Origin of the sequence: Butyrivibrio sp. INlla21 (assembly GCF_900116875.1) — a bacterium.
GTDB lineage: Bacteria > Bacillota > Clostridia > Lachnospirales > Lachnospiraceae > Butyrivibrio.
On sequence record NZ_FPCC01000009.1, the window covers coordinates 53,455 to 75,597 of the forward strand.

Consider the following 22,143-nt stretch of genomic DNA (forward strand, 5'->3'; position numbering starts at 1 on the left):
TAGGTAAAAATGAAAAAGAACAATTTAATCTTGGTCGGTATGCCCGCATCGGGTAAAAGCACCGTCGGTGTCATACTTGCCAAAATCCTGGGTTATAATTTCGTTGATGCGGATATTGTCATCCAGAAAAAAGACGGACGTAAGCTGTCCGAGATAATTGAAGCCGAAGGAATCGAAGGATTTATTGAGATTGAAAACAAAGTAAATTCTGAGATTGAAACAGAGAAGACCGTCATCGCAACAGGCGGAAGCGTTGTCTACGGAAAAGAGGCCATGGAACACTACAAGAACATCGGCCGGGTAATCTACCTTAAGGTAGATATGGATATTCTTTCCAAACGCCTTAGAAACGCCAAGCAGCGCGGCGTCGTTATGAGAAAAGATCAGTCTCTTATCTCTCTATACAACGAGAGAAGTCCTTTGTATGAAAAATACGCCGACATCACCATTGATGAAAAAGATCATTCTATGGAAGAAGTTATCGCAGATATACTTGCGAAGATCTAAAAATAAAGCATGGAGCAGTTCGCTCCATGCTTTTTCTTATATGCGATCATATATTACTTTGTGAAAACGACATCTTTTGCTTTATTGTAATAAATATCCCATAGGTCATAATAATCATAAAGATCACCCTCGAAAGCAACTCTTTTACTTTCTATATTTGAATCGTTGGTAAATCCCCAAAGATCTGAATTAACATAATCCTTATGTACGATACTCTTTCCATCCGGTGAGATCAGATATGTCTCAAAAGCTTCTTCTTCATCGGGACCCTCAATGTTGCAGGCGTAGAAAACTCCGTCTTTATATCTAAGATCCTGATTTGTACAAAGATATCCGGCACATCTTACCTTCTTCTCTCCGTTCTTTCTTGTAAAGAACCAATACTGTCCTCCTTCCGGATAAATGTAGTTCTTCTGCTCTGAGACAATGACTACTCCGTCAAAGCACTTAGAATATAATATTTGTGAAAATCCCACTACATTATCAGCATGATCCTTCAATTTAGGTATTTCCGATATTTCGGAAATACCCAGCTCTTCACGTCCTTTAGTTGGACTATTATCACTTTTTGTCAAGCTTGATTCGTTCTTCTCAACCTTGTATTCCGTGGTCTCTACAGTTTCGATGCCCTGTACCTGCGCCTTTGTTACCGCCCCGACAAGTCCTGTCACTGCAAGCATAGCTGCGGCGATACCCGCAAATATCTTCATTCCTTTTCTTCTCATTGTTTCTCCCTCTTTCCTTTAATATTTTTAATAATAATAGCATGGGTATTTGTATACCCATGCTATTTGTTATACCATTATTCACATTTAGTTGTCGAGTCTGTAACTTTTGAAAAATATCAATACATCGTCATGACATTTTGGCCACGTGATCGAATTCGTCCGTGATCTCCTGCTCGGGAGCTTTGGTAAGGAGGCTTACTATCACAATAACGATGATTGCAACGAGGAACGCAGGAGCAAGCTCATACAGATCCCATACGCCGCCCATGGGCCTTACAACGTATTTCCAGATAAATACCATGAGTCCGCCTGCCACCATGCCTGCAATCGCTCCGTAACGATTGGTTCTCTTCCAGTACAGTGAAAGAAGCATTATAGGTCCGAATACAGCACCGAATCCTGCCCAGGCAAAAGATACGATTCCGAATACGGAACTGTTGGGATCCCAAGCAATGATAACTCCAAGTACGGCAACTGCGATAAGTGTTGCTCTTGCAGTGATCATGGCAGCGGTCTCGGAAAGATTGATTCCGAAAGTCTCCTGAATGATGTTTTCCGAAACAGAAGATGAAGCAGCAATAAGCTGTGAATCCGCTGTAGACATTGTTGATGCAAGGATACCTGCAAGAACAAGACCTGCAAGAAGAGCAAAAATAAATCCGTTTTCACTTATCTTTTGCGCAAGTACGATAATAAGCTTCTCTGCTTCCGAGGAGCTTCCGGGATCCTCAGCTAAGATGAGACTTGAAAGTTCTCCTCCGACTGTGAGTGCTCTTCCAACAACACCGATGAATACGGCAATAGCAAGTGAGAACACTACCCAAACAGAAGCAATTCTTCTTGAAAGCTTAAGCTCTGAGGACTTTCTGATAGCCATAAATCTAAGTAAGATATGTGGCATTCCAAAATATCCAAGCCCCCAACAGAACATTGTTATCTTGTTGAAGATTCCGTAAGGAGCCGCGGAACTGTCTGCATTTACATGCGTAGCATTCATGCTGAGGTAACCTGCAAGCGAAGCCGCATTTTCTTTTACCGCTCCGAATCCTCCTGCGGTCACAACACCGTATCCAAGAATGAAGAAAAGAGCCACTGTCATAACAATGGACTGAATGAAGTCAGTCTTGGAAGCCGCAAGGAATCCACCTGTTGTTGTATATCCGACGATGATAACAGCCGATGCCATCATGGCTAGCTGATAATTAACTCCGAAGAATGATGAAAAGAGCTTTCCGCAAGCCGCAAATCCTGATGCCGTGTACGGTACAAAGAACACCAGAATAAAGAATGCGCCTATGCACAAAATGATATTGCTGTTATCTTTAAATCTCTTTTTGAAATAATCAGGGATTGTGATGGCATCGAGCTTCTCCGTATAGTTACGAAGGCGTCTTGCCGTGAAAAGCCAGTTAAGATAAGTTCCGGCGATAAGTCCGAGGCACGTCCAACCTGCATCTGCAATTCCCGAAAGATATGCAAGTCCGGGTACGCCCATCAATAGATAAGCACTCATATCCGATGCTTCCGCGCTCATAGCGGTAACAAATGGTCCGAGCTTTCTTCCCCCCAAATAGAAATCCTTGACGTCATTGGTCTCTCTTGAGCTGACAAAGCCTACAAGAAGCATTACGGCAAGGTAGACAAAAATGGAAATAATAATGCCGATCTGTGATAGTGTCATTTTTTATTTACCCCTTTCTATAACCCAATACTTTATTAGTTTATCAAATTAAAATGTGGGAGTAAATAATCGTCTTTCGCAAATCTTAAGAATCTGAACAAGGATTTTTCAAAATTTCGCGTTACAATAATCTCTATCGATTGTTCATTCTGAACAATCAGTAATAATTCTCGGCTGTTCGCCGAAGCATTCCATTTTTTGCTTTTTAAAGCGCAGGAATAAAAAATACATTACAGAAAGGCTTTTTATGGTAGAAAAAAGAATTTCTTTCGACGAAGCCAGACGCTCCGTCCAATCCATGAACCTTATTGACGGGTTCTTATTTAACAGTGTCACAGAGAATAAGGAGGATGCGAAACTAATCATAGGAATAATACTTAGCAGAGTATTAGGAAAAAGAGTAGATAACATCATAGTAGAGACAGAGAAGGTTTTTAACGGAATCGACACTAAGTATCATGGAATCAGGCTTGATGCTCATATTAAGAAAGATGCGGATTCTGATAATTTATCAGCCACAGTTTATGATCTTGAGATTGAAAATCGTGAAGCCGATAGATTGTCATTACCTAAGAGGCATCGCTACTACACTGCTCTAACTGACTCTAAATTACTTCCGACAAGCGAGGATTATTTTGATCTTCCTAAATATATTTCAGTTACAATCTCATCTTATGATCCGTTTCTTTTGGGAGAGATGTACTATGAAGTTAAAACGTGCATCGTAAACCACCCTGAATACGATTATGATGATGGAATAACACATTTATTCTTATATGCCGGTGGAAAGGTCAATACGCCAAACAAGCAATATGGCAAAAAACTCCACGAAATGCTAGAATATATGGTATCAGGAAAGAGGCCATCCACTCCTGACAACGATATCAGTAATATCGATAAACTGGTTACAAGTGTTAAATCCAAGACGGAGGTAACAAAGACATATATGAGACAGTGGGAAATAGAAATAGCAATGAAACGCGAAGCTAAGGCTGAAGGTAAGATGGAAGCAGCCATCGCAACGATTCGCTTCAGTCAAAAAATGGGCATAAGCGATGACATGATACGAGATATGCTAAAAAATGATCTGGAATTATCAAATGATAAAATCGATGAACTATTCGCCAAATTAAATCAAGCAGATGATACACTTACAAAGGTGTAAAGAAAAAAACCCATGTGGCAAATACCACATGGGAATTTTTTTAAGGAAGTTCGAAAAACCTCGCTAGGTGATTACTTACGCATTTACGATCTTTCCGAAGTCGGGCTTAAGGCTTGCTCCGCCGATAAGTCCACCATCGATGTTGGGCTTTGAAAGAAGCTCTGCAGCGTTTCCTGCGTTCATTGATCCGCCGTACTGAATACGAACTTCATCAGCTGTAGCCTGATCATAGAGCTTAGCGATAAGAGCACGGATAAGTGCACAAACCTCTTCAGCCTGATCTGCTGTAGCTGTCTCGCCTGTTCCGATAGCCCAGATAGGCTCGTAAGCGATAACAAGCTTCTTAACCTGATCAGCTGTTACACCGTCAAGGTCCCAAGTGATCTGTCTCTCAATCCACTCTTTGTAAGTATCAGCCTTACGAAGAGCAAGAGACTCACCACAACAAAGGATAGGTGTAAGGCCTGAAGCAAATGCCTTCTTAACCTTCTGGTTGATAAGGATATCGTTCTCTCCGAAGATATCTCTTCTCTCTGAATGTCCGATGATGATATACTCAACACCTGCATCCTTGAGCATAGGAGCAGAAATCTCTCCTGTGTATGCACCGCTGTCTACGATGTAGAAGTTCTCGGCACCAACGTGTACGTTTGTGCCCTTAACTGCCTCTACAACGGAAACGATGTCGATTGCGGGTACACAATATACAACATCTACAGCGTCATTCTTAACAAGATCTTTAAGCTCATTACAAAGAGCAACAGCCTCACTGGGAGTCTTGTTCATCTTCCAGTTTCCTGCAATAATTCTTCTACGTGCCATTATGTTCACCTCAATAAAATATTATTCTTCCAGTTTCATAAGGAAGTTCGACTCTCGCGCTTCGCGCTCGATCGAACTAAGTAGTACACCAAGCTCGAAAATACCTCGCTAGGTGATTACTTATCGTCTGCAGCATATACGCCGGGAAGCTTCTTACCTTCAAGGAACTCAAGTGAAGCTCCGCCACCTGTTGAAATGTGGCTCATCTTATCAGCATAGCCAAGCTGGTTAACAGCAGCTGCACTGTCACCACCACCGATGATAGTTGTAGCTGATGTCTCTGAAAGAGCCTTAGCAACTTCCTTGGTACCTGTAGCAAGAACAGGGTTCTCGAATACACCCATAGGTCCGTTCCATACTACTGTCTTAGCAGACTTAACTGCCTCAGAGTAAAGAGCGATTGTCTTAGGTCCGATATCAGCACCCTCTTTGTCAGCAGGGATCTTATCAGCGTCAACAATTGTTGTTGTGATTGAAGGATCGTCGATAGGATTCGGGAAATCATCGATGCAAACTGTATCAATAGGAAGAAGGAGCTTCTTACCTGACTTCTCAGCCTTCTCCATCATTTCCTTACAATAATCAATCTTAGTCTCATCAAGGAGTGACTTACCGATCTCATATCCCTTAGCCTTAAGGAATGTGTAAGCCATACCGCCACCGATGATAAGTGTATCGCACTTCTCAAGAAGTGTGTTGATAACGTTAAGCTTGTCAGCAACCTTAGCACCACCGAGGATAGCTACGAAAGGTCTTACAGGATTCTCAACCGCATTTCCGAGGAAATCGATCTCTTTCTGCATAAGGTATCCAACAACGTTGCTGCCACCCTTCTCTGTGATGAACTTTGTTACGCCTGCAACTGAAGCGTGTGCTCTGTGAGCTGAACCGAAAGCATCGCATACATAATCGTCTGCAAGATCGGCAAGCTCTTTTGCAAAAGCATCTCCGGCCTCTTCGGGCTTAGTCTCTTCTTTGCCTCTGAAACGAGTATTCTGAAGAAGAACTACATCTCCCTCGTTCATAGCTTCAACAGCTGCTGTAGCGTCAGCGCCTGTTACGTTGTAATCAGCAACGAACTTAACTTCCTTACCAAGCTTCTCTGAAAGTCTCTTTGCAACAGGTGCAAGTGACTCGCCCTCGTTAGGGCCGTTCTTAACCTTTCCAAGGTGTGAGCAAAGGATAACCTTTCCTCCGTCAGCGATAAGCTTCTTGATTGTAGGAAGAGCTGCTACGATTCTTGTCTCGTCAGTAATCTCACCGTTCTTAAGAGGTACGTTGAAATCGCAACGAACAAGTACGCGTCTGCCCTTTACGTTGATGTCATCTACGGATTTCTTATTTAATCCCATATTTGTTCTCCTTTATAAAAAATGAAGGGTCCTGGTCCAAACGGACCGGACCCTTTTTAGTAATCCTAATTCATAAGGAAGTTCTGCTCTCGCACTTCCTCACTTCACAAGGAAGTTCGACTCTCACACTTCCTCACTTCACAAGGAAGTTCGACTCTCACACTTCGTGTTCGATCGAACTAAGTGCGAACCAACCGCTCGGGAATACCTCCCGGGGTTCTTACTTAACGAATTTCTCAAAGTATTTGATTGTACGAACCATCTGTGATGTGTATGAGTTCTCGTTGTCATACCATGAAACAACCTGAACTTCATAGAGGTCATCACCGATCTTGTTAACCATTGTCTGTGTAGCATCGAAGAGTGAACCATATGTCATTCCAACGATATCAGATGAAACGATCTCATCCTCGTTGTATCCGAATGTCTCAGGATCAGAAGCCTTCTTCATAGCCTCGTTGATAGACTCCTTAGTTACCTCTGTGCTTGACTTAACAACTGCGAAGAGAAGTGTTGTTGAACCTGTAGGAACAGGAACTCTCTGAGCAGCTCCGATGAGCTTGCCGTTAAGTTCAGGGATAACAAGGCCGATAGCCTTAGCAGCACCTGTTGAGTTAGGAACGATGTTAACAGCGCCTGCACGTGCTCTTCTAAGGTCACCCTTTCTCTGAGGTCCGTCAAGGATCATCTGATCACCTGTGTAAGCATGGATTGTTGCCATGATACCGGACTGGATAGGTGCATAATCGTTAAGAGCCTTAGCCATAGGTGCAAGGCAGTTTGTTGTGCAAGATGCAGCTGAGATGATGTTGTCATCTGCTGTAAGTGTGTTGTGGTTAACGTTATATACGATTGTAGGAAGATCATTTCCTGCAGGAGCAGAAATAACAACCTTCTTAGCACCTGCATCGATATGAGCCTGTGCCTTAGCCTTGGATGTATAGAAACCTGTGCACTCAAGAACTACGTCTACACCGATCTGTCCCCAAGGAAGGTTCTTAGCGTCTGCCTCTTTGTAAATTGTGATCTCTTTGCCGTTAACTGTGATTGAGTTCTCGCTGAAAGATACCTTGTCAGCGTACTTGTACTTGCCCTGTGATGAATCATACTTAAGAAGATGAGCAAGCATCTTAGGATCTGTAAGATCGTTGATTGCTACGATCTCTGTTCCCTCATGCTCAAACATCTGTCTGAAAGCAAGACGTCCGATACGACCAAAACCATTGATTGCTACTTTAACTGCCATTTTAAGTTCCTCCTAAAATGAATTTAATTAATATAATTGCTGTTACATTAAATATCATAAGAATTGATAATTTTTTATCAGCAACTCTAATTCTAATAAAAAATGTAGCATAAATCAAGTAAGAATATTAAAATAATCCTGAGGAAATTCCACAGAAAAAAATATGATTTCCCTATCTCATTTTTATAAAGAACGGAGTGATACAATGATCCCCACATCAGATTACCATCTACACACACATAACTCTTCTGACAGCACGGCTTCAATGGAATCTATGATAGAGAGCGCTCTGTCAAAGGGACTTACGGATATATGTTTTACGGATCACCTTGATCTTGATTATCCTCACTACGACGATCTTCCAAAGAACGCCTTTTTGCTTGATGCCAAGGCATATCATAAAGAAATCTCTTTTTACCAAGAAAAATATAAAGACAGGATCCACATAGGATACGGTGTCGAGGTCGGCATGCAGACTCACATCGCCAAGAAAAACTCCGATTTCGTTAAGGCAGAGCCCTTCGATTTTGTCATCGCATCGATCCATCTTATTAATAGAAAAGACCCTTATTATCCCGATTTCTGGGATGGCGTCGAACCTGCAAAGATGCTTAAAGACTACTTCGAGCTCACGCTGGAAAACCTCAAAGTTTTCAACGACTATGACGTACTCGGGCACCTCGATTATCTTACCCGATATGTTCCGGATGGTGATAATTCCTATTATTCCTATCAAAGCTACAATAAGGAGATTGACGCGATTCTCCTTCATATTATCAAGAACGACAAGGGCCTTGACCTTAATTCAAAGCCGATATTCAAAGGAGCAACTGATCCCAATCCGCACCGCGACGTGCTGAAAAGGTATAAAGAGCTGGGTGGAAAGATCATCACCCTTGGCTCCGATGCCCACAAACCCGAAGGAGTCGCAGGTTCTTTTGACGTGTTAAAAGAAATTGCTCTATCTTGCGGGTTCGACGAATATTGCACCTTTGAAAAAAGAGCTCCGATATTCCACAAGCTCTAACGCGCGCGGAAAGCAGTTACTAATAAACGTAAAATAGTGTAAAATCTTAAGTAAAGCAGCATTACCATATTCTTTTATTCTTATGAGCGGGAGGTTGGCATGAAAGCTGATTTTTACACCAAGAGTAAACGTACCAACATATATAATTCCATCTTTATATATAAAGTGGTTTCTCTTTTTGTGTTACTTCTTATAACCGTGATGCTGGCATATATCGTCAACAAGAACAAGGAATTTCTTTCAAAGACCGGCTGGCTTATCGGTCTTGTTACGATATCCATTATTCTATTTGCGATCTCTTTTATCATTGATTTCTATATTCTGAAAAGGACCGCTTCCATAGGCGAAAGGCTCAATAAGATGGCATATCTCGACAGACTCACAGGTCTTCCGAACAGGTATAGCTGCGACCTTTTATTCGAAACCTTCAATGATTCGGACAAGCTTGAAAACGCCGGCTTTATCCTGATGAAAATAAACGATCTGTATAATGTTAATTCCAAAAAAGGTCATGCTCAGGGTAACGATCTCATTGCAGAGTTTTGCTATATTCTTGAAGATGTCGGTGAAAGCTACGGCTACGTCGGAAGAAACGGCGGAAATGAATTCATACTCCTTATGGAAGATTGCGATTCCAACAACGCCGATATGTTCCTCATGGATCTGACCAAGAGACTCCACGGCTACAACGAGCTCGGCGTCGGCTCTCCGATCGAGATCGCATATGCAAGAGTTCTTAACTCAGACGAAAAGGTAACAAGAATATCCGAGCTTATTTCAAAAGCATACAAGAAATTAAAGGACGCTCCTCAGGTACTTTCATGAAGCACAAACTAAAGAGCTTTACCAAAAATAAAATATTGCCGTTGTCAGTTACCGTTGCTTTGATATTAAGCACGTCAGCCTGCGGTTTTTTCCATAAATCGACGGTTCCCGAAGGCTACGGTAATCTCGGAACGGAAAAGGGCACTCGCGACAACACTCCCGTCTGCCTGGTTCCGTCGCATCCGGGAACGGCAACGAAAGATAATGAATTTGCTAGCGTTGATTATTCCAACTCTTCCGAAGGCTATGTATCCGTGCGCTATCTTGGAACTTCACCCAAGGTCAAGCTTCAGATCACGGGACCGGATGAGGTCGTCTACACATACAACCTTAATTCAAAAGAGCCGACGGATGAGATCTTCCCACTCCAATCAGGAGACGGAAGCTACATGATAAATGTATTTGAAAATATCGAAGGAAAAAGATATTCCATTGTCTTTTCCACACAGATCGAAGTTAAACTAAACAGTGAGTTTATGCCATTTCTTTATCCTAATCAGTTTGTGACCTTCACAGAAGATTCTCTTGGAGTAAAAGAAGCCGAGCAGCTCGCATACCCTTGTGACAACGACCTTGAGGTAATCTCTCAGGTCTACAACTATGTGATAGAAAACATAAGCTACGATCACGATAAAGCAAAATCGGTCGAAAGCAGCTATTTACCCGATATAGATCAGGTTTATACAGACAAAAAGGGCATCTGCCTGGACTATGCGGCACTTATGACCGCCATGCTCAGAAGCCAGAACATCCCCACCAAGATGGAGATCGGTTACGCCGGAACCACCTATCACGCATGGCTCAGCGCATACGTGACGGATATCGGATGGATCAACGGAATGATCGAATTTGACGGCGTCGACTGGTCACTCATGGATCCCACCTTGGCTTCAACAACCAAAAAGAGTAAACTCCGCTCCTTCTTGGACGAGGGTGATAACTACTCTGTAAAATACATCTACTAATTTTCTTACGGAAAAGGGAACAGGCTATGAAAGCTACCTCAAAACAAAAGAAACTAAACAGCTATGAGATATCCGTTTTTTGCAGACAAATGGCTCTGCTCATAAAAGCCGGCATTGCTCCTGTCGACGGAATCGAGATCTTAATGGAAGATTCCAAAGACAAGGCTTCCAAAGCCATACTCGGTAAGATCAGCCAGATATTAAAGAGCGGCGAGAAATTCCACGTTGCCCTTAGGATGAGCGAAGTCTTTCCCGACTACGTGATACACATGGTCACGATTGGCGAAGAATCCGGAAATATGGACGTTGTTATGGAATCACTCTCCGACTACTATGAGCGCGAAGAGTCGATCCGTGAGAACATCAAAAACGCCGTAAGCTATCCGCTTATCATGGTGTTCATGATGATGATCGTTATAACAGTCCTTATAGTCAAAGTGCTCCCCATCTTTGAACAGGTTTTTGCTCAGCTCGGAACAGGCATGAGCGGCTTTTCACAGTCGCTTCTCAATATGGGTCTTGCGCTCAACAGATACTCTTTTATCCTTATAGCAATCCTGGTGCTGCTCGCAGTGGGATTTATATACTTCTCTTTTACAGAGCACGGAAAAAGAAATTTCAAAAAAATAATTGCTTCATTCGGCCCCACCAAGCGCCTTGCACAGGAGCTTGAAAGTGAGCGTTTTGCAAGCGGTATGGTACTTACTCTTTCAAGCGGCATAGATACTTATGAAGGACTTAATCTTGTAAAAAAACTGGTTGAAAGTTCTGACATGAAAGAAAAAATAGACAAATGCAGAACACTTCTTCTTGATGGCGACAGCTTCCCTGAAGCCGTTGAAAAGACAGGTATATTTACTTCTTTTTACTCGCAGATGGTTGCAGTCGGATTTAAATCCGGCTCGCTTGACAAAGCTATGGCCCAGATCGCGGAGAGATTTGAAAAAGACACGCAGAGGCGCATCTACTCTCTTATCTCGGTACTTGAGCCCACCCTTGTCATCGTTCTTTCTATAATCGTCGGAATGATCCTCATGTCGGTCATCCTCCCTCTTATGGGAATCATGTCCACAATAGGTTAAAAATATGGCACATAGATTCAGATTCAAAGAAAGCTTAATATACGGCATTACAGGTGATTTCTACAGATGGTTTTCCGTTATCATCTTTATTCTCGTTGCGGTTTTTGTATTCCTTGCAATTGATGCATCCGGCAAAAGCACAATTGAGAAGCAGCAGGAATCCCTGGAAAACGCCATTGCCAGAGATATAGTTCAGTGCTATGCGATCGAAGGTCGCTATCCACCCAGTCTTTCATATATCGAAGAACACTACGGCCTTGTGTATGACGACGCTACTTTTTTTGTGGATTACAGACCTGTCGCATCCAATCTGTATCCCGATGTCACAGTTATCAAGGTTAACAAATAAGAGGTATTTTATCTGATGGAACTTGAAGGAAAAAGATCTCACGTAATAGATACACTGTTTGTCATCTGCCTTCTTTTTCTTTTTATCATCTGCGCCGTTACGGTTATCATCATCGGTGCGGGCGTGTACAAAAAGAACGTGGAAGCAATGTCCGGAAACTATTCGCACAGAATATCCTGTGCCTATATTTCCGAAAAGATAAGACAGTCCGATGAAAAAGGACGTGTATTCGTCGATAACATATTCGGTCAGAATACACTTGTCATGCAGGATGAAACAGACGGTGTTCTGTACAATACTTACATCTATAATCACGACGGCTATCTTATGGAGCTTTATGCAAGAAGCGATCTGTCAGAGATATATCCGCAGGCAGGTCAGAAAATCCTTAAGATCAGCTCTTTTGACATAAAAGAAATTGATGATGCCTTTTTCAGAGTACTTGTAACGCTGGATGACGGCACAGTTGAAGATTTTCTGATAACAAGAAGGAGTACAGACACCTGAGCGATGAACGAGAAAAATAATGCCAGATCAAGTTTGTTCCTGATGGAACTTATAATAGCGGTGTTTTTCTTTTCCCTGGCTGCGGCAGTATGCATCAGGCTGTTTGCCTCCGCACATCTAACTGCGGAAAAGACAACGAATCTTAGCCATGCGACTGTTTGGAGTCAAAACCTCGCTGAGGCTTTTTACGCGGGAAAAGGAGATATCAGCGGGATATCTCAGATCTACACGACCGCATATTCAACACCCGATACCGTCATTTTGTTTTTTGACAAGAACTGGAATCTCTACGGAGAATCAACTACGGATGCTTCATATGAAGCCATCCTTACCGCAAGCAAAAGAAAAGCTTCCGACGTGTACAGCGATGTCACGGATTATAACACCGAACTTAAAGGTGACGCCATGGTAGGTGATATAGCGATCATCGATATCAGAAACACTTCGGATGTTATTTCTTCCATACCCAAGGATTCAAAAGACATCATCTTTTCGTGCTCTGTTGATTATTACGGCGCGGGAAAGGAGGCGGAATGAAAAGCAAAAGCCGCAGTGCTTCCAGCGTGGGAAGTGCTTCTATACTGCTAATATTTACGGTTCTTTGCCTTATTTCTTTTGCCACACTAACCCTTGTAAACTCAAGAGCCGACTACAACTTAAGTAATGACCTTGCAAAGAGGCAGCTTTCCTACTATGAGGCCTGTCACAAAGGAAATGCTTTTGTCGCAGCCGTAAGTTCAGGTTATGATTGCGAAGGCGATAAAGAAATACACCAAGAAAGTATACCGATAAACGATAGTCAATCACTCGATATTACGATAATGTCAAATAGTTCAAAAAAAACATTCAATTCAAACAATAGTTGTAGTATAATTCAATGGCAGATAGTAAACCACGATGATTCCGAGTATGACTACACTCTTCCGGTTGCGGAATAATTTAGTTCATAAAGCGATAAAAAAGTGAAATTTATCAAATTTTAATTTTTTATAATAACGTTTTAACGCTCATAATCGAAATCATGTGGTACAATAGATTATGTACTGAACTACTTTTTTTCAAAAATAAAATTGCTTATATTTTTGTGGCAACTAAAAATACTTATTGGAGGTTCAATATGGGAAAAAGAATACTCATTACTGATGACGCCGCTTTCATGCGCATGATGCTCAAAGACATCCTTTCTAAGAACGGATATGAGATTGCAGGAGAAGCTGAGAACGGTAAGGTCGCTATCGAAAAGTATAATGAGTTGAAGCCCGACCTTGTAACTCTTGATATCACAATGCCTGAGCTTGATGGTATCGGTGCCCTTAAGGGAATTAAGGCTGCAGACCCCAACGCTGTTTGCATTATGTGCTCTGCTATGGGTCAGCAGGCTATGGTTATCGAGTCCATTCAGGCCGGAGCTAAAGACTTTATAGTTAAGCCTTTCCAGGCAGACCGTGTACTTGAGGCGGTAAAGAAAGCTATTGGCTAAAGTAATCACTTAGCGAGGTTTTTTCGAGCTTAGTGTACTACTTTGTTCTGGCGAGCGAAGCGAGAGCAGAACTTCCTCTTATTATGTAAAAATATAGGGAATGCACCTGCATTCCCTTTTTTCATTTTTATTATCACGCCGTTTCCGGCTTCATTCCTGTATACAACTGATAATACCTTTGTTTCTTCGCAATGAGCTCATCGTGAGTTCCTTGCTCTACTATTCTGCCCTGCTCTAGAACTATGATACAATCACTGTTCCTTACGGTTGAAAGTCTGTGGGCTATAACAAACGTTGTTCTGCCCTTCATAAGCTTGTCCATACCGTCCTGAACGATCTTCTCTGTTCTTGTATCGATCGATGATGTAGCCTCATCAAGGATAAGAACCGGAGGATCTGCGATAGCGGCTCTTGCGATAGCAAGGAGCTGGCGCTGACCTTGAGAAAGATTGGCTCCGTCTCCCGTAAGCATAGTATCATAGCCGTCGGGAAGTCTTTTAATAAAGCTGTGAGCATTGGCAAGCTTAGCTGCTGCAATTACTTCCTCGTCTGTCGCATTTAACTTACCGAATCTTATGTTATCCGCAACCGTTCCCGTGAACAGATGTGTATCCTGTAAAACAATTCCGAGAGAACGTCTCAGATCCGCTTTTTTGATCTTGTTGATATTAATATTATCGTATCTGATCTTACCGTCCTGGATATCGTAGAATCTGTTGATAAGATTGGTTATCGTAGTCTTTCCGGCACCCGTAGATCCGACAAATGCGATCTTCTGTCCCGGTGTCGCATGAAGTACGATATCATGAAGAACCATCTTATCATCCGTATATCCAAAGTCTACGCCGTTAAAAGTAACATCGCCTTCCATTTTCTGATAAGTTGTCGTATTCGTAGCCTTATGATAGTGCTTCCAAGCCCAGTGTCCCGTGTGATGATCGGCTTCAACGATCTCACCGTTCTTTTCCTCACAGTCAACAAGAAGTACATATCCGTCATCCGTCTCAGGCTCCGCATCAAGAAGCTTAAATATACGATCTGCTCCGGCAAGAGCCATGATGATCGAGTTAAACTGCATGCTGACCTGGTTGATCGGCATACTGAAATTTCTGTTAAACGTAAGGAAGGACGCAAGCGCTCCGACCGTAAAACCAACCGCTATATTGTTTGAAAGAGCAATCGCACCGCCGACCATAGCACAGATAACATAGCTGGTATTACCAAGCTGCGCATTGATAGGTCCGAGCGATCCGGAATAAGCGTTAGCCTTAAATGCGCTGTTACAGAGTGCTTCGTTAAGTTCATCAAATTTAGCTATATTTTCAGCTTCGTGGTTAAATACCTTGACCACTTTCTGACCTGTCATCATTTCTTCTATATAGCCGTTAAGCGCACCGAGGTTCTTTTGCTGATCCACAAAGTTCTTTCCCGAAGCTTTGGTAGCCATTGCTGAACAAAACAGCATAACAGCCACCATGAAAAGTGTTACAAAAGTAAGCGGTACACTTAAGATAAACATAGATACCAAAACGCTCACTATCGTTATGGTACTGTTTATAAGCTGAGGAACACTCTGGCTTATCATCTGACGAAGAGTATCAATATCGTTGGTATAGACTGACATGATATCGCCGTGAGCATGTGTATCAAAGTACTTTATGGGAAGGCTCTCCATGTGAACAAAAAGCTCCTCACGAAGTCTCTTAAGAGTACCCTGGTTGATGTATACCATCACTCTAGCCTGAACATATGACGCCAAAGCGCCAAAAGCATAGAATACAGCCACTCTTGCTATAGCCAAAAGAAGCGGTGTAAAATCATTGCTTCCGCTGTCCAACATAGGCTGAATATATAAATCTATGAGACTCTTTGTAAAAAAGGTTCCCTGAATGCTCGAAAAAACCGTCACAAGAATACACACCAGAACAGTTATCATATGAATGGGATAATACTTAAAAACATATCCCATTATCCTGCTCAATAATGCTCCCGGGTTTTCTATCTTAGGTGCAGGCATTCCGCGCTTGTTACCGCCGCCCGGTCCTACTTTAATCTCTTTAACCTTTTCTGCCATAACAAAACCCTCCTTAAGCCTGCTTATCGAAGTCCGCGTCGGCGCTTGCGCCCGTCTGTGACTCGTAGACTTCTCTGTATATGGTATTGCTCTCAAGGAGCTCTTTATGCGTTCCGAATCCGCTGACCTGTCCGTCATCCATGACGATTATTCTGTCACAGTCCTGAACGGATGCTATTCTCTGAGCGATGATAAGCTTGGTCGTTCCAGGGATCTCTTCCGCAAAAGCCTTTCTTATCTTGGCATCGGTCGCCGTATCAACGGCGCTCGTAGAATCATCGAGAATAAGGATCTTGGGCTTTTTAAGAAGCGCTCTTGCGATACAAAGCCTCTGTCTCTGACCGCCCGAAACATTGGTTCCGCCCTGCTCTATCATGGTGTCATAGCCATCTTCCATCTTTTCGATAAACTCATCTGCACATGCCATCTTGCAGACTCTTATACATTCCTCTTTTGTCGCGTTCTTATCGCCCCATCTGAGGTTCTCAAGGATTGTTCCGGAGAAAAGAACGTTCTTTTGAAGTACCACGGATACCTGGTCCCTCAGCGTCTCAAGATCGTAGTCTCTTACATCAACTCCGCCGACTGTAACCGCACCCTCGGTGACATCGTAAAGACGGCTGATAAGATTAACAAGCGAAGATTTCGCAGAACCCGTTCCTCCAATGATTCCGATAGTTTCACCCGAATGAATCTCAAGATTGATATCCTTTAAAACAGGTTCTTCGGAATCCTTGGTATAAGCAAAATTAACGTGATCAAAGACGATACTTCCGTCCACAACCTCTTTTACCGCATTCTCTTTGCTTGTAATATCAGTTTTTTCTTCAATAACTTCAGCGATACGATTTCCGCTTGCCTGTGCCATTGTGAGCATTACAAAGATGATGGCAAGGAACATCATGCTCATAAGGATATTCATACAATAGGTCAAAAGGCCCATAAGATCACCTGTTGAAAGCGTTCCTCCCGTGATCATATGTGCGCCCACCCAGCTGATAAGAAGGATACATGCATATACCGTAGCTGTCATCATGGGACCCATCTTGATAATGTTCATCTCGGCTCTTACAAACATGTTGTAGATATTGCCTGCTGCCTTTTTGAACTTATCGTTTTCATAGTCCTCACGAACATACGCTTTGACAACTCTTATCGCGGATACGTTCTCCTGAACGCTCTCGTTAAGCCCGTCGTACTTTTCAAAGACTTCTTTGAAATAAACGGTTGCCTTGCTCATAATGATCACCATGAAAAATGCAAGAATAACAATCGCAACAAGATATATCGATGCAAGCTTGGGACTTATGATAAATGACATGATCATCGCGCCGATAACGGTTGCAGGCGCTCTCATCGCCATTCTGAGCAGCATCATATATGCGTTCTGAATATTGGTGACATCGGTCGTAAGTCTTGTTACCAGTCCCGATGTAGAAAACTTGTCTATATTGGAAAAAGAAAAGGTCTGAATGTTATCAAACATGGCCTTTCTGAGATTCTTGGCCAATCCCGTAGATGCCTTCGAACCGTAATATGCTCCGCCGATTCCTGCCGCAAGACCAAAAAGTGCTATCAAAAGCATCATCATTCCCACGCGGAATATATACATCATATTCTGACCGTATATTCCGTTATCAACAATCTTGCCCATGAGCTTGGGAATGATCATCTCCGCCGCGACTTCTCCGATCATGCAAAGCGGTGTCAAAACAGATACCAGCTTGTATTCTTTAAGTTCTTTAAGCAAAGTCTTAACCATATACTTTTCATCTCCCATCCATATAACCTACATTTTTAATGATAGCACACCCCAACCGCACAGGTAATACCCCCCCGGTTCACTTTATAATAATTTTAGACCATGATAAAAGACTCCGCATTTTCGCGGAGTCTGTCTCATATTTATAAAATAAAAACAAATTTTGCCTTACATGGCTGCTTTCATGGAATGCACATACTCGCCCACATACTTGGGAGCGTCTTTTCCGTACTTTTCAAGAAGCTTTACTATCGCAGAACCTACGATGGCACCGTCCGAAACGGCTGACATCTTGGCAGCCTGCTCGGGAGTCGATATTCCAAAGCCGATCGCGCAGGGAACATCAGTATTCTCTCTTACAACCTTAACTATGGATTCAAGATCTGTCTTGATCTCGGATCTTGTTCCGGTTACGCCAAGGCTTGAAACGATGTAGATAAAGCCCTTTGCTTCCTTGGCTATCATAGCTATCCTGTTCTCTGAAGTAGGTGCAATGAGTGAGATAAGATCAACGTCGTACTTCTCACAAACAGGCTCAAACTCATCCTTTTCCTCAAACGGAAGATCGGGTAAGATCAGTCCGTCGATACCTATCTCCTTGCACTTACTTATAAAGCGCTCCGCGCCGTAGGAAAAGACAACGTTAACGTATGTCATAAATACCATGGGAGTCGAAACTTCTTTTCTAAGTTCGATCACCAGGTCAAAAATCTTATCTGTAGTAACACCGCCTGCAAGAGCTCTTACGTTGGCACCCTGAATAACGGGTCCTTCCGCTGTGGGATCGGAGAAAGGAATTCCGAGCTCGATAAGATCCGCTCCGTTATTGCAAGCCTCTATTACAGCTTTCTTGGTTGTCTCAAGGTCGGGATCTCCGCAAGTTATAAATGCGATAAATGCCTTTCCGTTTTCAAATGCTTTCTTTATATTACTCATGGATGTCCTCCCCTCTGTAACGCGCGATCGCAGCGCAGTCCTTGTCGCCTCTTCCCGAGATCGTGATAACCATGATCTTGTCCTTATCCATAGTACCTGCGATCTTCATTGCATGAGCAACGGCGTGAGCCGACTCGATAGCGGGGATGATTCCCTCAGTCTTTGAAAGATATTCAAAAGCGTTAACCGCTTCATCATCGGTAACAGCAACATACTCTGCTCTTCCCGTATCGTGAAGGTTGGCATGCTCAGGTCCTATTCCGGGATAATCAAGTCCCGCGGAAATAGAATAAACAGGTGCAATCTGTCCGTATTCATCCTGGCAGAAATATGACTTCATGCCGTGGAACACACCAAGCTTACCTGTATTGATCGTAGCTGCGGTCTCAAATGTATCGATTCCGCGTCCTGCTGCCTCGCAGCCGATAAGTCTTACCTCTTTGTCTTCGATGAAATTGTAGAAGGTTCCTATAGCGTTGGATCCGCCGCCTACGCAGGCCATGACAACATCGGGAAGCCTTCCCTCTTTTTCAAGGATCTGCTCCTTGATCTCCTTGGAGATAACGGACTGAAAGTCACGAACAATAGTAGGGAACGGATGAGGTCCCATAACGGAGCCGAGGCAGTAATGCGTATCATCTATTCTTGAAGTCCACTCTCTCATCGCTTCCGATACGGCATCCTTAAGTGTTGCGGTTCCGCTTGTAACGGGGATAACTTCTGCTCCCAAAAGTCTCATTCTGTATACGTTAAGAGCCTGTCTCTCCGTATCCTCTTTTCCCATGAAAACGACACATTCCATTCCCATAAGTGCCGCTGCGGTAGCAGTTGCAACGCCGTGCTGACCCGCACCCGTCTCGGCGATAAGTCTTGTCTTACCCATCTTCTTGGCAAGAAGCGCCTGTCCGAGAACATTATTGATCTTGTGCGAACCAGTGTGATTAAGATCCTCTCTCTTAAGATAGATCTTGGCTCCTCCGAGGTCCTTGGTCATCTTCTCGGCGTAGTAGAGTCTTGAAGGTCTGCCCGCATATTCGTTAAAAAGAGTCTGAAGCTCTTTATTAAACTGCTCATCGTTCTTGTACCGGTTATAAGCCTTCTCAAGCTCTATCACCGCGTTCATAAGTGTTTCGGGAATGTACTGTCCGCCATGTATTCCGAAACGACCGTTCATATTTGTCATGACTTTTCCTTCCTTATTTCATGTTTCTGACTATATTTACAAATTCCTGCATCTTTTGGCTGTCCTTGACGCCGTCCGTCTCTATACCGGAACTTACGTCAACAGCAAAAGGTGTTATCGCATCAAGCGCTCCTTCTATATTGGATAGATTAAGGCCTCCCGCAAGGAAGAACTCCCTATCCGCTTCTTTAAGAAGTTCCCAGTCAAAAGAGCTTCCGCATCCCTGTCCGGAATCGAGCAAAAGCATATCTGCACTGCTGCCCATTGCAGCTATGATATCACTTCTGTCCTTTATCTGAAAAGCCTGTATCACGGGTTTGTCCGTTTTCGTCTTAAGCTCTGCGATATAGCTCTCGTCCTCGCTTCCGTGAAGCTGCGCGATATCTATTATGGCTTCATTCAAAAGATCTGCGATCACATCAACACACTCATCAACAAAAACTCCGACCGCTTTGATACCGGGATCAAGCTTTTGCTTAAGCGCACGCGCCTTTTCCTTATCAACTTTTCTCTTACTCTTTTCCCAAAAGACAAAGCCTATGTAGTCGGGCATGCATTTATTGGCAGCCTCGATATCCTCCGGGCGCGAAAGCCCGCACAGCTTTATCTTCGGGATGCGATCATCTTTCTTCATATATAATCCTCAAAGTCAAACCAGCTTCGATTTAAGCTCTTTTAACTTTTCCTTCTTATCATCCGCCCTCATAAGCGTCTCGCCGACAAGCACCGCATCCGCGCCAATCTCGGAAAGCTTTTGTACATCTTCCGCAGACTTAACACCGCTCTCCGATACAAAGATAACATCACTTGGGATAATACTTCTAAGCTTAGCGCTGTTTCCCGTATCAACGGTAAAGTCCTTGAGATTTCTGTTGTTCACACCGATGATTCTTGCCCCCGCAGAAACCGCTGTTTTTACTTCTTCTTCATCGTGTGCTTCAACGAGTGCCGAAAGGCCGAGTTCATCGCAGATATTAAGATACTCTTCTATCCGGTCCTTATTTAATATGGAACAGATCAAAAGAACCGCGGATGCGCCGAGGAGCTTGGCCTCGTATATCATGTACTCGCTTACCGTAAAGTCTTTTCTAAGGCAGGGAATCGAAACGTTTGCCGCTATTTCCTTAAGATACTCATCTTTTCCCAGGAACCACTTGGGCTCGGTTAATACCGATATGCAATCGGCTCCCGCCTTATCATACTCTTTTGCTATATTAAGATAATCAAATTCTTCCGCAATGACGCCCTTTGAAGGTGAAGCCTTTTTGCATTCACAGATAAAAGAGATTCCGGGTTTTTTAAGACTCTTTTCAAAAGAAAAATCTCCCTTCGGAAGCTCATAAGCTTTTTTCTTAAGCTCTTCCAAAGATACTTTTTTCTCTGCCTCTTTTACACGTTCCTTGGCGTATGCGGCTATCTCATCAAGAATTGTCATCTGTTACTTACCTCAATTATTTTGCCGAGTGTTTCAAGTGCCTTGCCTGAATCAATAAGCTCTGCGGCAAGCTCAACGCCGGCCTTTATGGAATCAGCCTTTCCGCCGATGTAAAGAGCCGCACCTGCGTTCATAAGAACCGCATCACGCTTGGGTCCTTTAACGCCCTTTAAGACGTCTTTTGTGATCTCTGCGTTCTCTTCGGGTGTTCCGCCGACAAGATCCTCTTTTTTGCACATCTCAAGTCCGAAATCAGAAGGCTTGATAACGTATGATTTGTACCATCCGTCATTGATCTCGCATACTGTTGTGGGTGAGCTCATTGAGATCTCATCGAGCTTATCCTGTCCGTATACGACCATTCCTCTCTTAACGCCGAGGCTTACAAGAACTCTTGCAAGGGGCTCAACGAGGTACTCATCGTACACGCCGAGAAGGAAAAGCTTGGGTGAGCAAGGGTTTGTAAGAGGTCCCAAAATGTTGAACACTGTTCTGAAACCGAGCTCTTTTCTGATAGGTCCTACATACTTCATTGATGTGTGATACTTCTGAGCAAAGAAGAAGCACATTCCCGCTTCCTTTAAAAGCTCGATACACTTCTCGGGCTCCTGCTGGATGTTAACTCCGAGTGCCTCGAGGCAATCAGCTGTTCCGCACTTGGATGAAGCTGCTCTGTTACCGTGCTTGGCAACCTTCATTCCGCCTGCTGCCGCAACGATCGCTGAAGTTGTGGAAATATTGAAGCTGTGTGCGTTGTCTCCGCCTGTTCCCACGATCTCAAAAACATCCATGCCTGTGTCAACTTTGGTTGCGTGCTCTCTCATAGCGGTTGCACAACCTGCGATCTCATCTGTTGTCTCTGCCTTGGCACTCTTTGTTGAAAGAGCTGCAAGGAAAGCCGCGTTCTGAGTGGGAGTTGTCTCTCCACCCATGATCTCATTCATAACTGCATATGCTTCATCATATGTGAGGTCTTCTTTGTTTACGATTTTTACGATTGCTTCTTTGATCATGGTC

At 43.3% G+C, this 22,143-nt stretch carries 23 protein-coding genes; 11 read left to right on the forward strand and 12 right to left on the reverse strand.

The features are described 5' to 3' along the window. The first annotated feature begins 9 nt into the window (after positions 1-9). Positions 10-507 carry a shikimate kinase gene (locus BM377_RS06910; RefSeq protein WP_092245784.1) on the forward strand — a complete coding sequence of 166 codons (498 nt, stop codon included), beginning with the start codon at positions 10-12 and terminating at the stop codon, positions 505-507. A 53-nt stretch (positions 508-560) separates the two neighbouring features. On the opposite strand, the gene BM377_RS06915 is transcribed toward BM377_RS06910, so the two are convergent. Together BM377_RS06915 and BM377_RS06920 are read right to left on the reverse strand one after the other, a co-directional pair. Beyond that, a complete protein-coding gene (locus tag BM377_RS06915; RefSeq protein ID WP_092245787.1) occupies positions 561-1,232 on the reverse strand; it encodes a hypothetical protein in 672 nt (223 codons plus the stop codon). A gap of 130 nt (positions 1,233-1,362) precedes the next feature. After that, positions 1,363-2,916, reverse strand: a complete 1,554-nt coding sequence (locus tag BM377_RS06920; protein WP_092245790.1) for a sodium/proline symporter — start codon at positions 2,914-2,916, stop codon at positions 1,363-1,365. Between the two features lie 247 nt (positions 2,917-3,163). On the opposite strand from BM377_RS06920, the gene BM377_RS06925 reads away from it, so the two are divergent. Continuing rightward, positions 3,164-4,081, forward strand: a complete 918-nt coding sequence (locus BM377_RS06925; RefSeq protein ID WP_092245793.1) for a hypothetical protein — start codon at positions 3,164-3,166, stop codon at positions 4,079-4,081. Positions 4,082-4,156: 75 nt separating this feature from the next. Here the strand turns inward: BM377_RS06925 and tpiA are convergent, their stop codons facing one another. From tpiA to gap, 3 genes are all read right to left on the reverse strand, one after another. Beyond that, the gene (tpiA, locus tag BM377_RS06930) at positions 4,157-4,903 is read right to left on the reverse strand and encodes a triose-phosphate isomerase (RefSeq protein WP_092245796.1); all 747 of its coding nucleotides are present in this window, start codon (positions 4,901-4,903) and stop codon (positions 4,157-4,159) included. A 116-nt stretch (positions 4,904-5,019) separates the two neighbouring features. Further along, a complete protein-coding gene (locus BM377_RS06935; protein ID WP_092245799.1) occupies positions 5,020-6,255 on the reverse strand; it encodes a phosphoglycerate kinase in 1,236 nt (411 codons plus the stop codon). Positions 6,256-6,475: 220 nt separating this feature from the next. After that, positions 6,476-7,501, reverse strand: a complete 1,026-nt coding sequence (gene gap / locus BM377_RS06940) for a type I glyceraldehyde-3-phosphate dehydrogenase (protein ID WP_092245802.1) — start codon at positions 7,499-7,501, stop codon at positions 6,476-6,478. Between the two features lie 205 nt (positions 7,502-7,706). Between gap and BM377_RS06945 the strand changes: the two genes are divergently transcribed. The 9 genes from BM377_RS06945 to BM377_RS06985 all read left to right on the forward strand — a co-directional run bounded on the left by BM377_RS06945 (position 7,707) and on the right by BM377_RS06985 (position 13,736). Then, positions 7,707-8,528, forward strand: a complete 822-nt coding sequence (locus BM377_RS06945; protein ID WP_177223824.1) for a histidinol-phosphatase HisJ family protein — start codon at positions 7,707-7,709, stop codon at positions 8,526-8,528. A 99-nt stretch (positions 8,529-8,627) separates the two neighbouring features. After that, positions 8,628-9,353, forward strand: a complete 726-nt coding sequence (locus BM377_RS06950; RefSeq protein ID WP_092245808.1) for a GGDEF domain-containing protein — start codon at positions 8,628-8,630, stop codon at positions 9,351-9,353. Beyond that, positions 9,350-10,318, forward strand: a complete 969-nt coding sequence (locus BM377_RS06955) for a transglutaminase family protein (protein ID WP_092245812.1) — start codon at positions 9,350-9,352, stop codon at positions 10,316-10,318. Before BM377_RS06950 ends, BM377_RS06955 begins: the two co-directional genes overlap by 4 nt. 26 nt (positions 10,319-10,344) lie before the next feature. Then, positions 10,345-11,400, forward strand: a complete 1,056-nt coding sequence (locus BM377_RS06960; RefSeq protein WP_092245815.1) for a type II secretion system F family protein — start codon at positions 10,345-10,347, stop codon at positions 11,398-11,400. Between the two features lie 4 nt (positions 11,401-11,404). Then, a complete protein-coding gene (locus tag BM377_RS06965; RefSeq protein WP_092245818.1) occupies positions 11,405-11,749 on the forward strand; it encodes a hypothetical protein in 345 nt (114 codons plus the stop codon). Positions 11,750-11,764: 15 nt separating this feature from the next. Next, positions 11,765-12,256 carry a DUF4860 domain-containing protein gene (locus tag BM377_RS06970; protein WP_092245821.1) on the forward strand — a complete coding sequence of 164 codons (492 nt, stop codon included), beginning with the start codon at positions 11,765-11,767 and terminating at the stop codon, positions 12,254-12,256. A gap of 3 nt (positions 12,257-12,259) precedes the next feature. Further along, entirely contained in the window at positions 12,260-12,793 is a 534-nt protein-coding gene (locus tag BM377_RS06975; protein ID WP_092245824.1) for a hypothetical protein, read from the forward strand. Further along, entirely contained in the window at positions 12,790-13,194 is a 405-nt protein-coding gene (locus tag BM377_RS06980; RefSeq protein ID WP_092245827.1) for a hypothetical protein, read from the forward strand. The genes BM377_RS06975 and BM377_RS06980 overlap by 4 nt, the downstream gene beginning before the upstream one ends. 179 nt (positions 13,195-13,373) lie before the next feature. After that, on the forward strand, positions 13,374-13,736 hold the full coding sequence (locus tag BM377_RS06985; RefSeq protein WP_022764589.1) for a response regulator: 363 nt from the start codon (positions 13,374-13,376) through the stop codon (positions 13,734-13,736). 133 nt (positions 13,737-13,869) lie between these two features. Here BM377_RS06985 and BM377_RS06990 read toward each other — a convergent pair whose 3' ends face one another. The 7 genes from BM377_RS06990 to trpD form a co-directional block, all read right to left on the reverse strand. Next, complete coding sequence (locus tag BM377_RS06990) at positions 13,870-15,810, reverse strand: ABC transporter ATP-binding protein (RefSeq protein WP_092245830.1); 1,941 nt, start codon at positions 15,808-15,810, stop codon at positions 13,870-13,872. Positions 15,811-15,823: 13 nt separating this feature from the next. Continuing rightward, positions 15,824-17,572 carry an ABC transporter ATP-binding protein gene (locus BM377_RS06995; RefSeq protein ID WP_092246012.1) on the reverse strand — a complete coding sequence of 583 codons (1,749 nt, stop codon included), beginning with the start codon at positions 17,570-17,572 and terminating at the stop codon, positions 15,824-15,826. Between the two features lie 168 nt (positions 17,573-17,740). Then, entirely contained in the window at positions 17,741-18,508 is a 768-nt protein-coding gene (gene trpA, locus BM377_RS07000) for a tryptophan synthase subunit alpha (RefSeq protein WP_092245832.1), read from the reverse strand. Continuing rightward, entirely contained in the window at positions 18,501-19,691 is a 1,191-nt protein-coding gene (gene trpB / locus BM377_RS07005; protein WP_092245835.1) for a tryptophan synthase subunit beta, read from the reverse strand. Before trpB ends, trpA begins: the two co-directional genes overlap by 8 nt. Positions 19,692-19,704: 13 nt before the next feature. Then, on the reverse strand, positions 19,705-20,325 hold the full coding sequence (locus BM377_RS07010) for a phosphoribosylanthranilate isomerase (protein ID WP_330392958.1): 621 nt from the start codon (positions 20,323-20,325) through the stop codon (positions 19,705-19,707). Between the two features lie 15 nt (positions 20,326-20,340). Next, positions 20,341-21,126, reverse strand: coding sequence for an indole-3-glycerol phosphate synthase TrpC (gene trpC, locus BM377_RS07015; RefSeq protein ID WP_092245838.1), 786 nt, complete (start codon positions 21,124-21,126; stop codon positions 20,341-20,343). Beyond that, complete coding sequence (trpD, locus tag BM377_RS07020; protein ID WP_092245841.1) at positions 21,123-22,139, reverse strand: anthranilate phosphoribosyltransferase; 1,017 nt, start codon at positions 22,137-22,139, stop codon at positions 21,123-21,125. The genes trpC and trpD overlap by 4 nt, the downstream gene beginning before the upstream one ends. Between the last annotated feature and the right edge of the window lie 4 nt (positions 22,140-22,143).

What these genes read in the sequence shown, in the direction of transcription:
- BM377_RS06915 (WP_092245787.1), bottom strand. Translation starts at nt 1,232, where the DNA reads ATGAGAAGAAAAGGAATGAAGATATTTGCGGGTATCGCCGCAGCTATG.
- BM377_RS06995 (WP_092246012.1), bottom strand. Translation starts at nt 17,572, where the DNA reads ATGGTTAAGACTTTGCTTAAAGAACTTAAAGAATACAAGCTGGTATCT.
- trpA (WP_092245832.1), bottom strand. Translation starts at nt 18,508, where the DNA reads ATGAGTAATATAAAGAAAGCATTTGAAAACGGAAAGGCATTTATCGCA.
- BM377_RS06955 (WP_092245812.1), top strand. Translation starts at nt 9,350, where the DNA reads ATGAAGCACAAACTAAAGAGCTTTACCAAAAATAAAATATTGCCGTTG.
- trpB (WP_092245835.1), bottom strand. Translation starts at nt 19,691, where the DNA reads ATGACAAATATGAACGGTCGTTTCGGAATACATGGCGGACAGTACATT.
- BM377_RS06945 (WP_177223824.1), top strand. Translation starts at nt 7,707, where the DNA reads ATGATCCCCACATCAGATTACCATCTACACACACATAACTCTTCTGAC.
- BM377_RS06980 (WP_092245827.1), top strand. Translation starts at nt 12,790, where the DNA reads ATGAAAAGCAAAAGCCGCAGTGCTTCCAGCGTGGGAAGTGCTTCTATA.
- BM377_RS06990 (WP_092245830.1), bottom strand. Translation starts at nt 15,810, where the DNA reads ATGGCAGAAAAGGTTAAAGAGATTAAAGTAGGACCGGGCGGCGGTAAC.
- BM377_RS06970 (WP_092245821.1), top strand. Translation starts at nt 11,765, where the DNA reads ATGGAACTTGAAGGAAAAAGATCTCACGTAATAGATACACTGTTTGTC.
- BM377_RS06935 (WP_092245799.1), bottom strand. Translation starts at nt 6,255, where the DNA reads ATGGGATTAAATAAGAAATCCGTAGATGACATCAACGTAAAGGGCAGA.
- BM377_RS06925 (WP_092245793.1), top strand. Translation starts at nt 3,164, where the DNA reads ATGGTAGAAAAAAGAATTTCTTTCGACGAAGCCAGACGCTCCGTCCAA.
- tpiA (WP_092245796.1), bottom strand. Translation starts at nt 4,903, where the DNA reads ATGGCACGTAGAAGAATTATTGCAGGAAACTGGAAGATGAACAAGACT.
- BM377_RS06985 (WP_022764589.1), top strand. Translation starts at nt 13,374, where the DNA reads ATGGGAAAAAGAATACTCATTACTGATGACGCCGCTTTCATGCGCATG.
- trpC (WP_092245838.1), bottom strand. Translation starts at nt 21,126, where the DNA reads ATGACAATTCTTGATGAGATAGCCGCATACGCCAAGGAACGTGTAAAA.
- BM377_RS06920 (WP_092245790.1), bottom strand. Translation starts at nt 2,916, where the DNA reads ATGACACTATCACAGATCGGCATTATTATTTCCATTTTTGTCTACCTT.
- gap (WP_092245802.1), bottom strand. Translation starts at nt 7,501, where the DNA reads ATGGCAGTTAAAGTAGCAATCAATGGTTTTGGTCGTATCGGACGTCTT.
- BM377_RS06950 (WP_092245808.1), top strand. Translation starts at nt 8,628, where the DNA reads ATGAAAGCTGATTTTTACACCAAGAGTAAACGTACCAACATATATAAT.
- BM377_RS07010 (WP_330392958.1), bottom strand. Translation starts at nt 20,325, where the DNA reads ATGAAGAAAGATGATCGCATCCCGAAGATAAAGCTGTGCGGGCTTTCG.
- BM377_RS06965 (WP_092245818.1), top strand. Translation starts at nt 11,405, where the DNA reads ATGGCACATAGATTCAGATTCAAAGAAAGCTTAATATACGGCATTACA.
- trpD (WP_092245841.1), bottom strand. Translation starts at nt 22,139, where the DNA reads ATGATCAAAGAAGCAATCGTAAAAATCGTAAACAAAGAAGACCTCACA.
- BM377_RS06975 (WP_092245824.1), top strand. Translation starts at nt 12,260, where the DNA reads ATGAACGAGAAAAATAATGCCAGATCAAGTTTGTTCCTGATGGAACTT.
- BM377_RS06910 (WP_092245784.1), top strand. Translation starts at nt 10, where the DNA reads ATGAAAAAGAACAATTTAATCTTGGTCGGTATGCCCGCATCGGGTAAA.
- BM377_RS06960 (WP_092245815.1), top strand. Translation starts at nt 10,345, where the DNA reads ATGAAAGCTACCTCAAAACAAAAGAAACTAAACAGCTATGAGATATCC.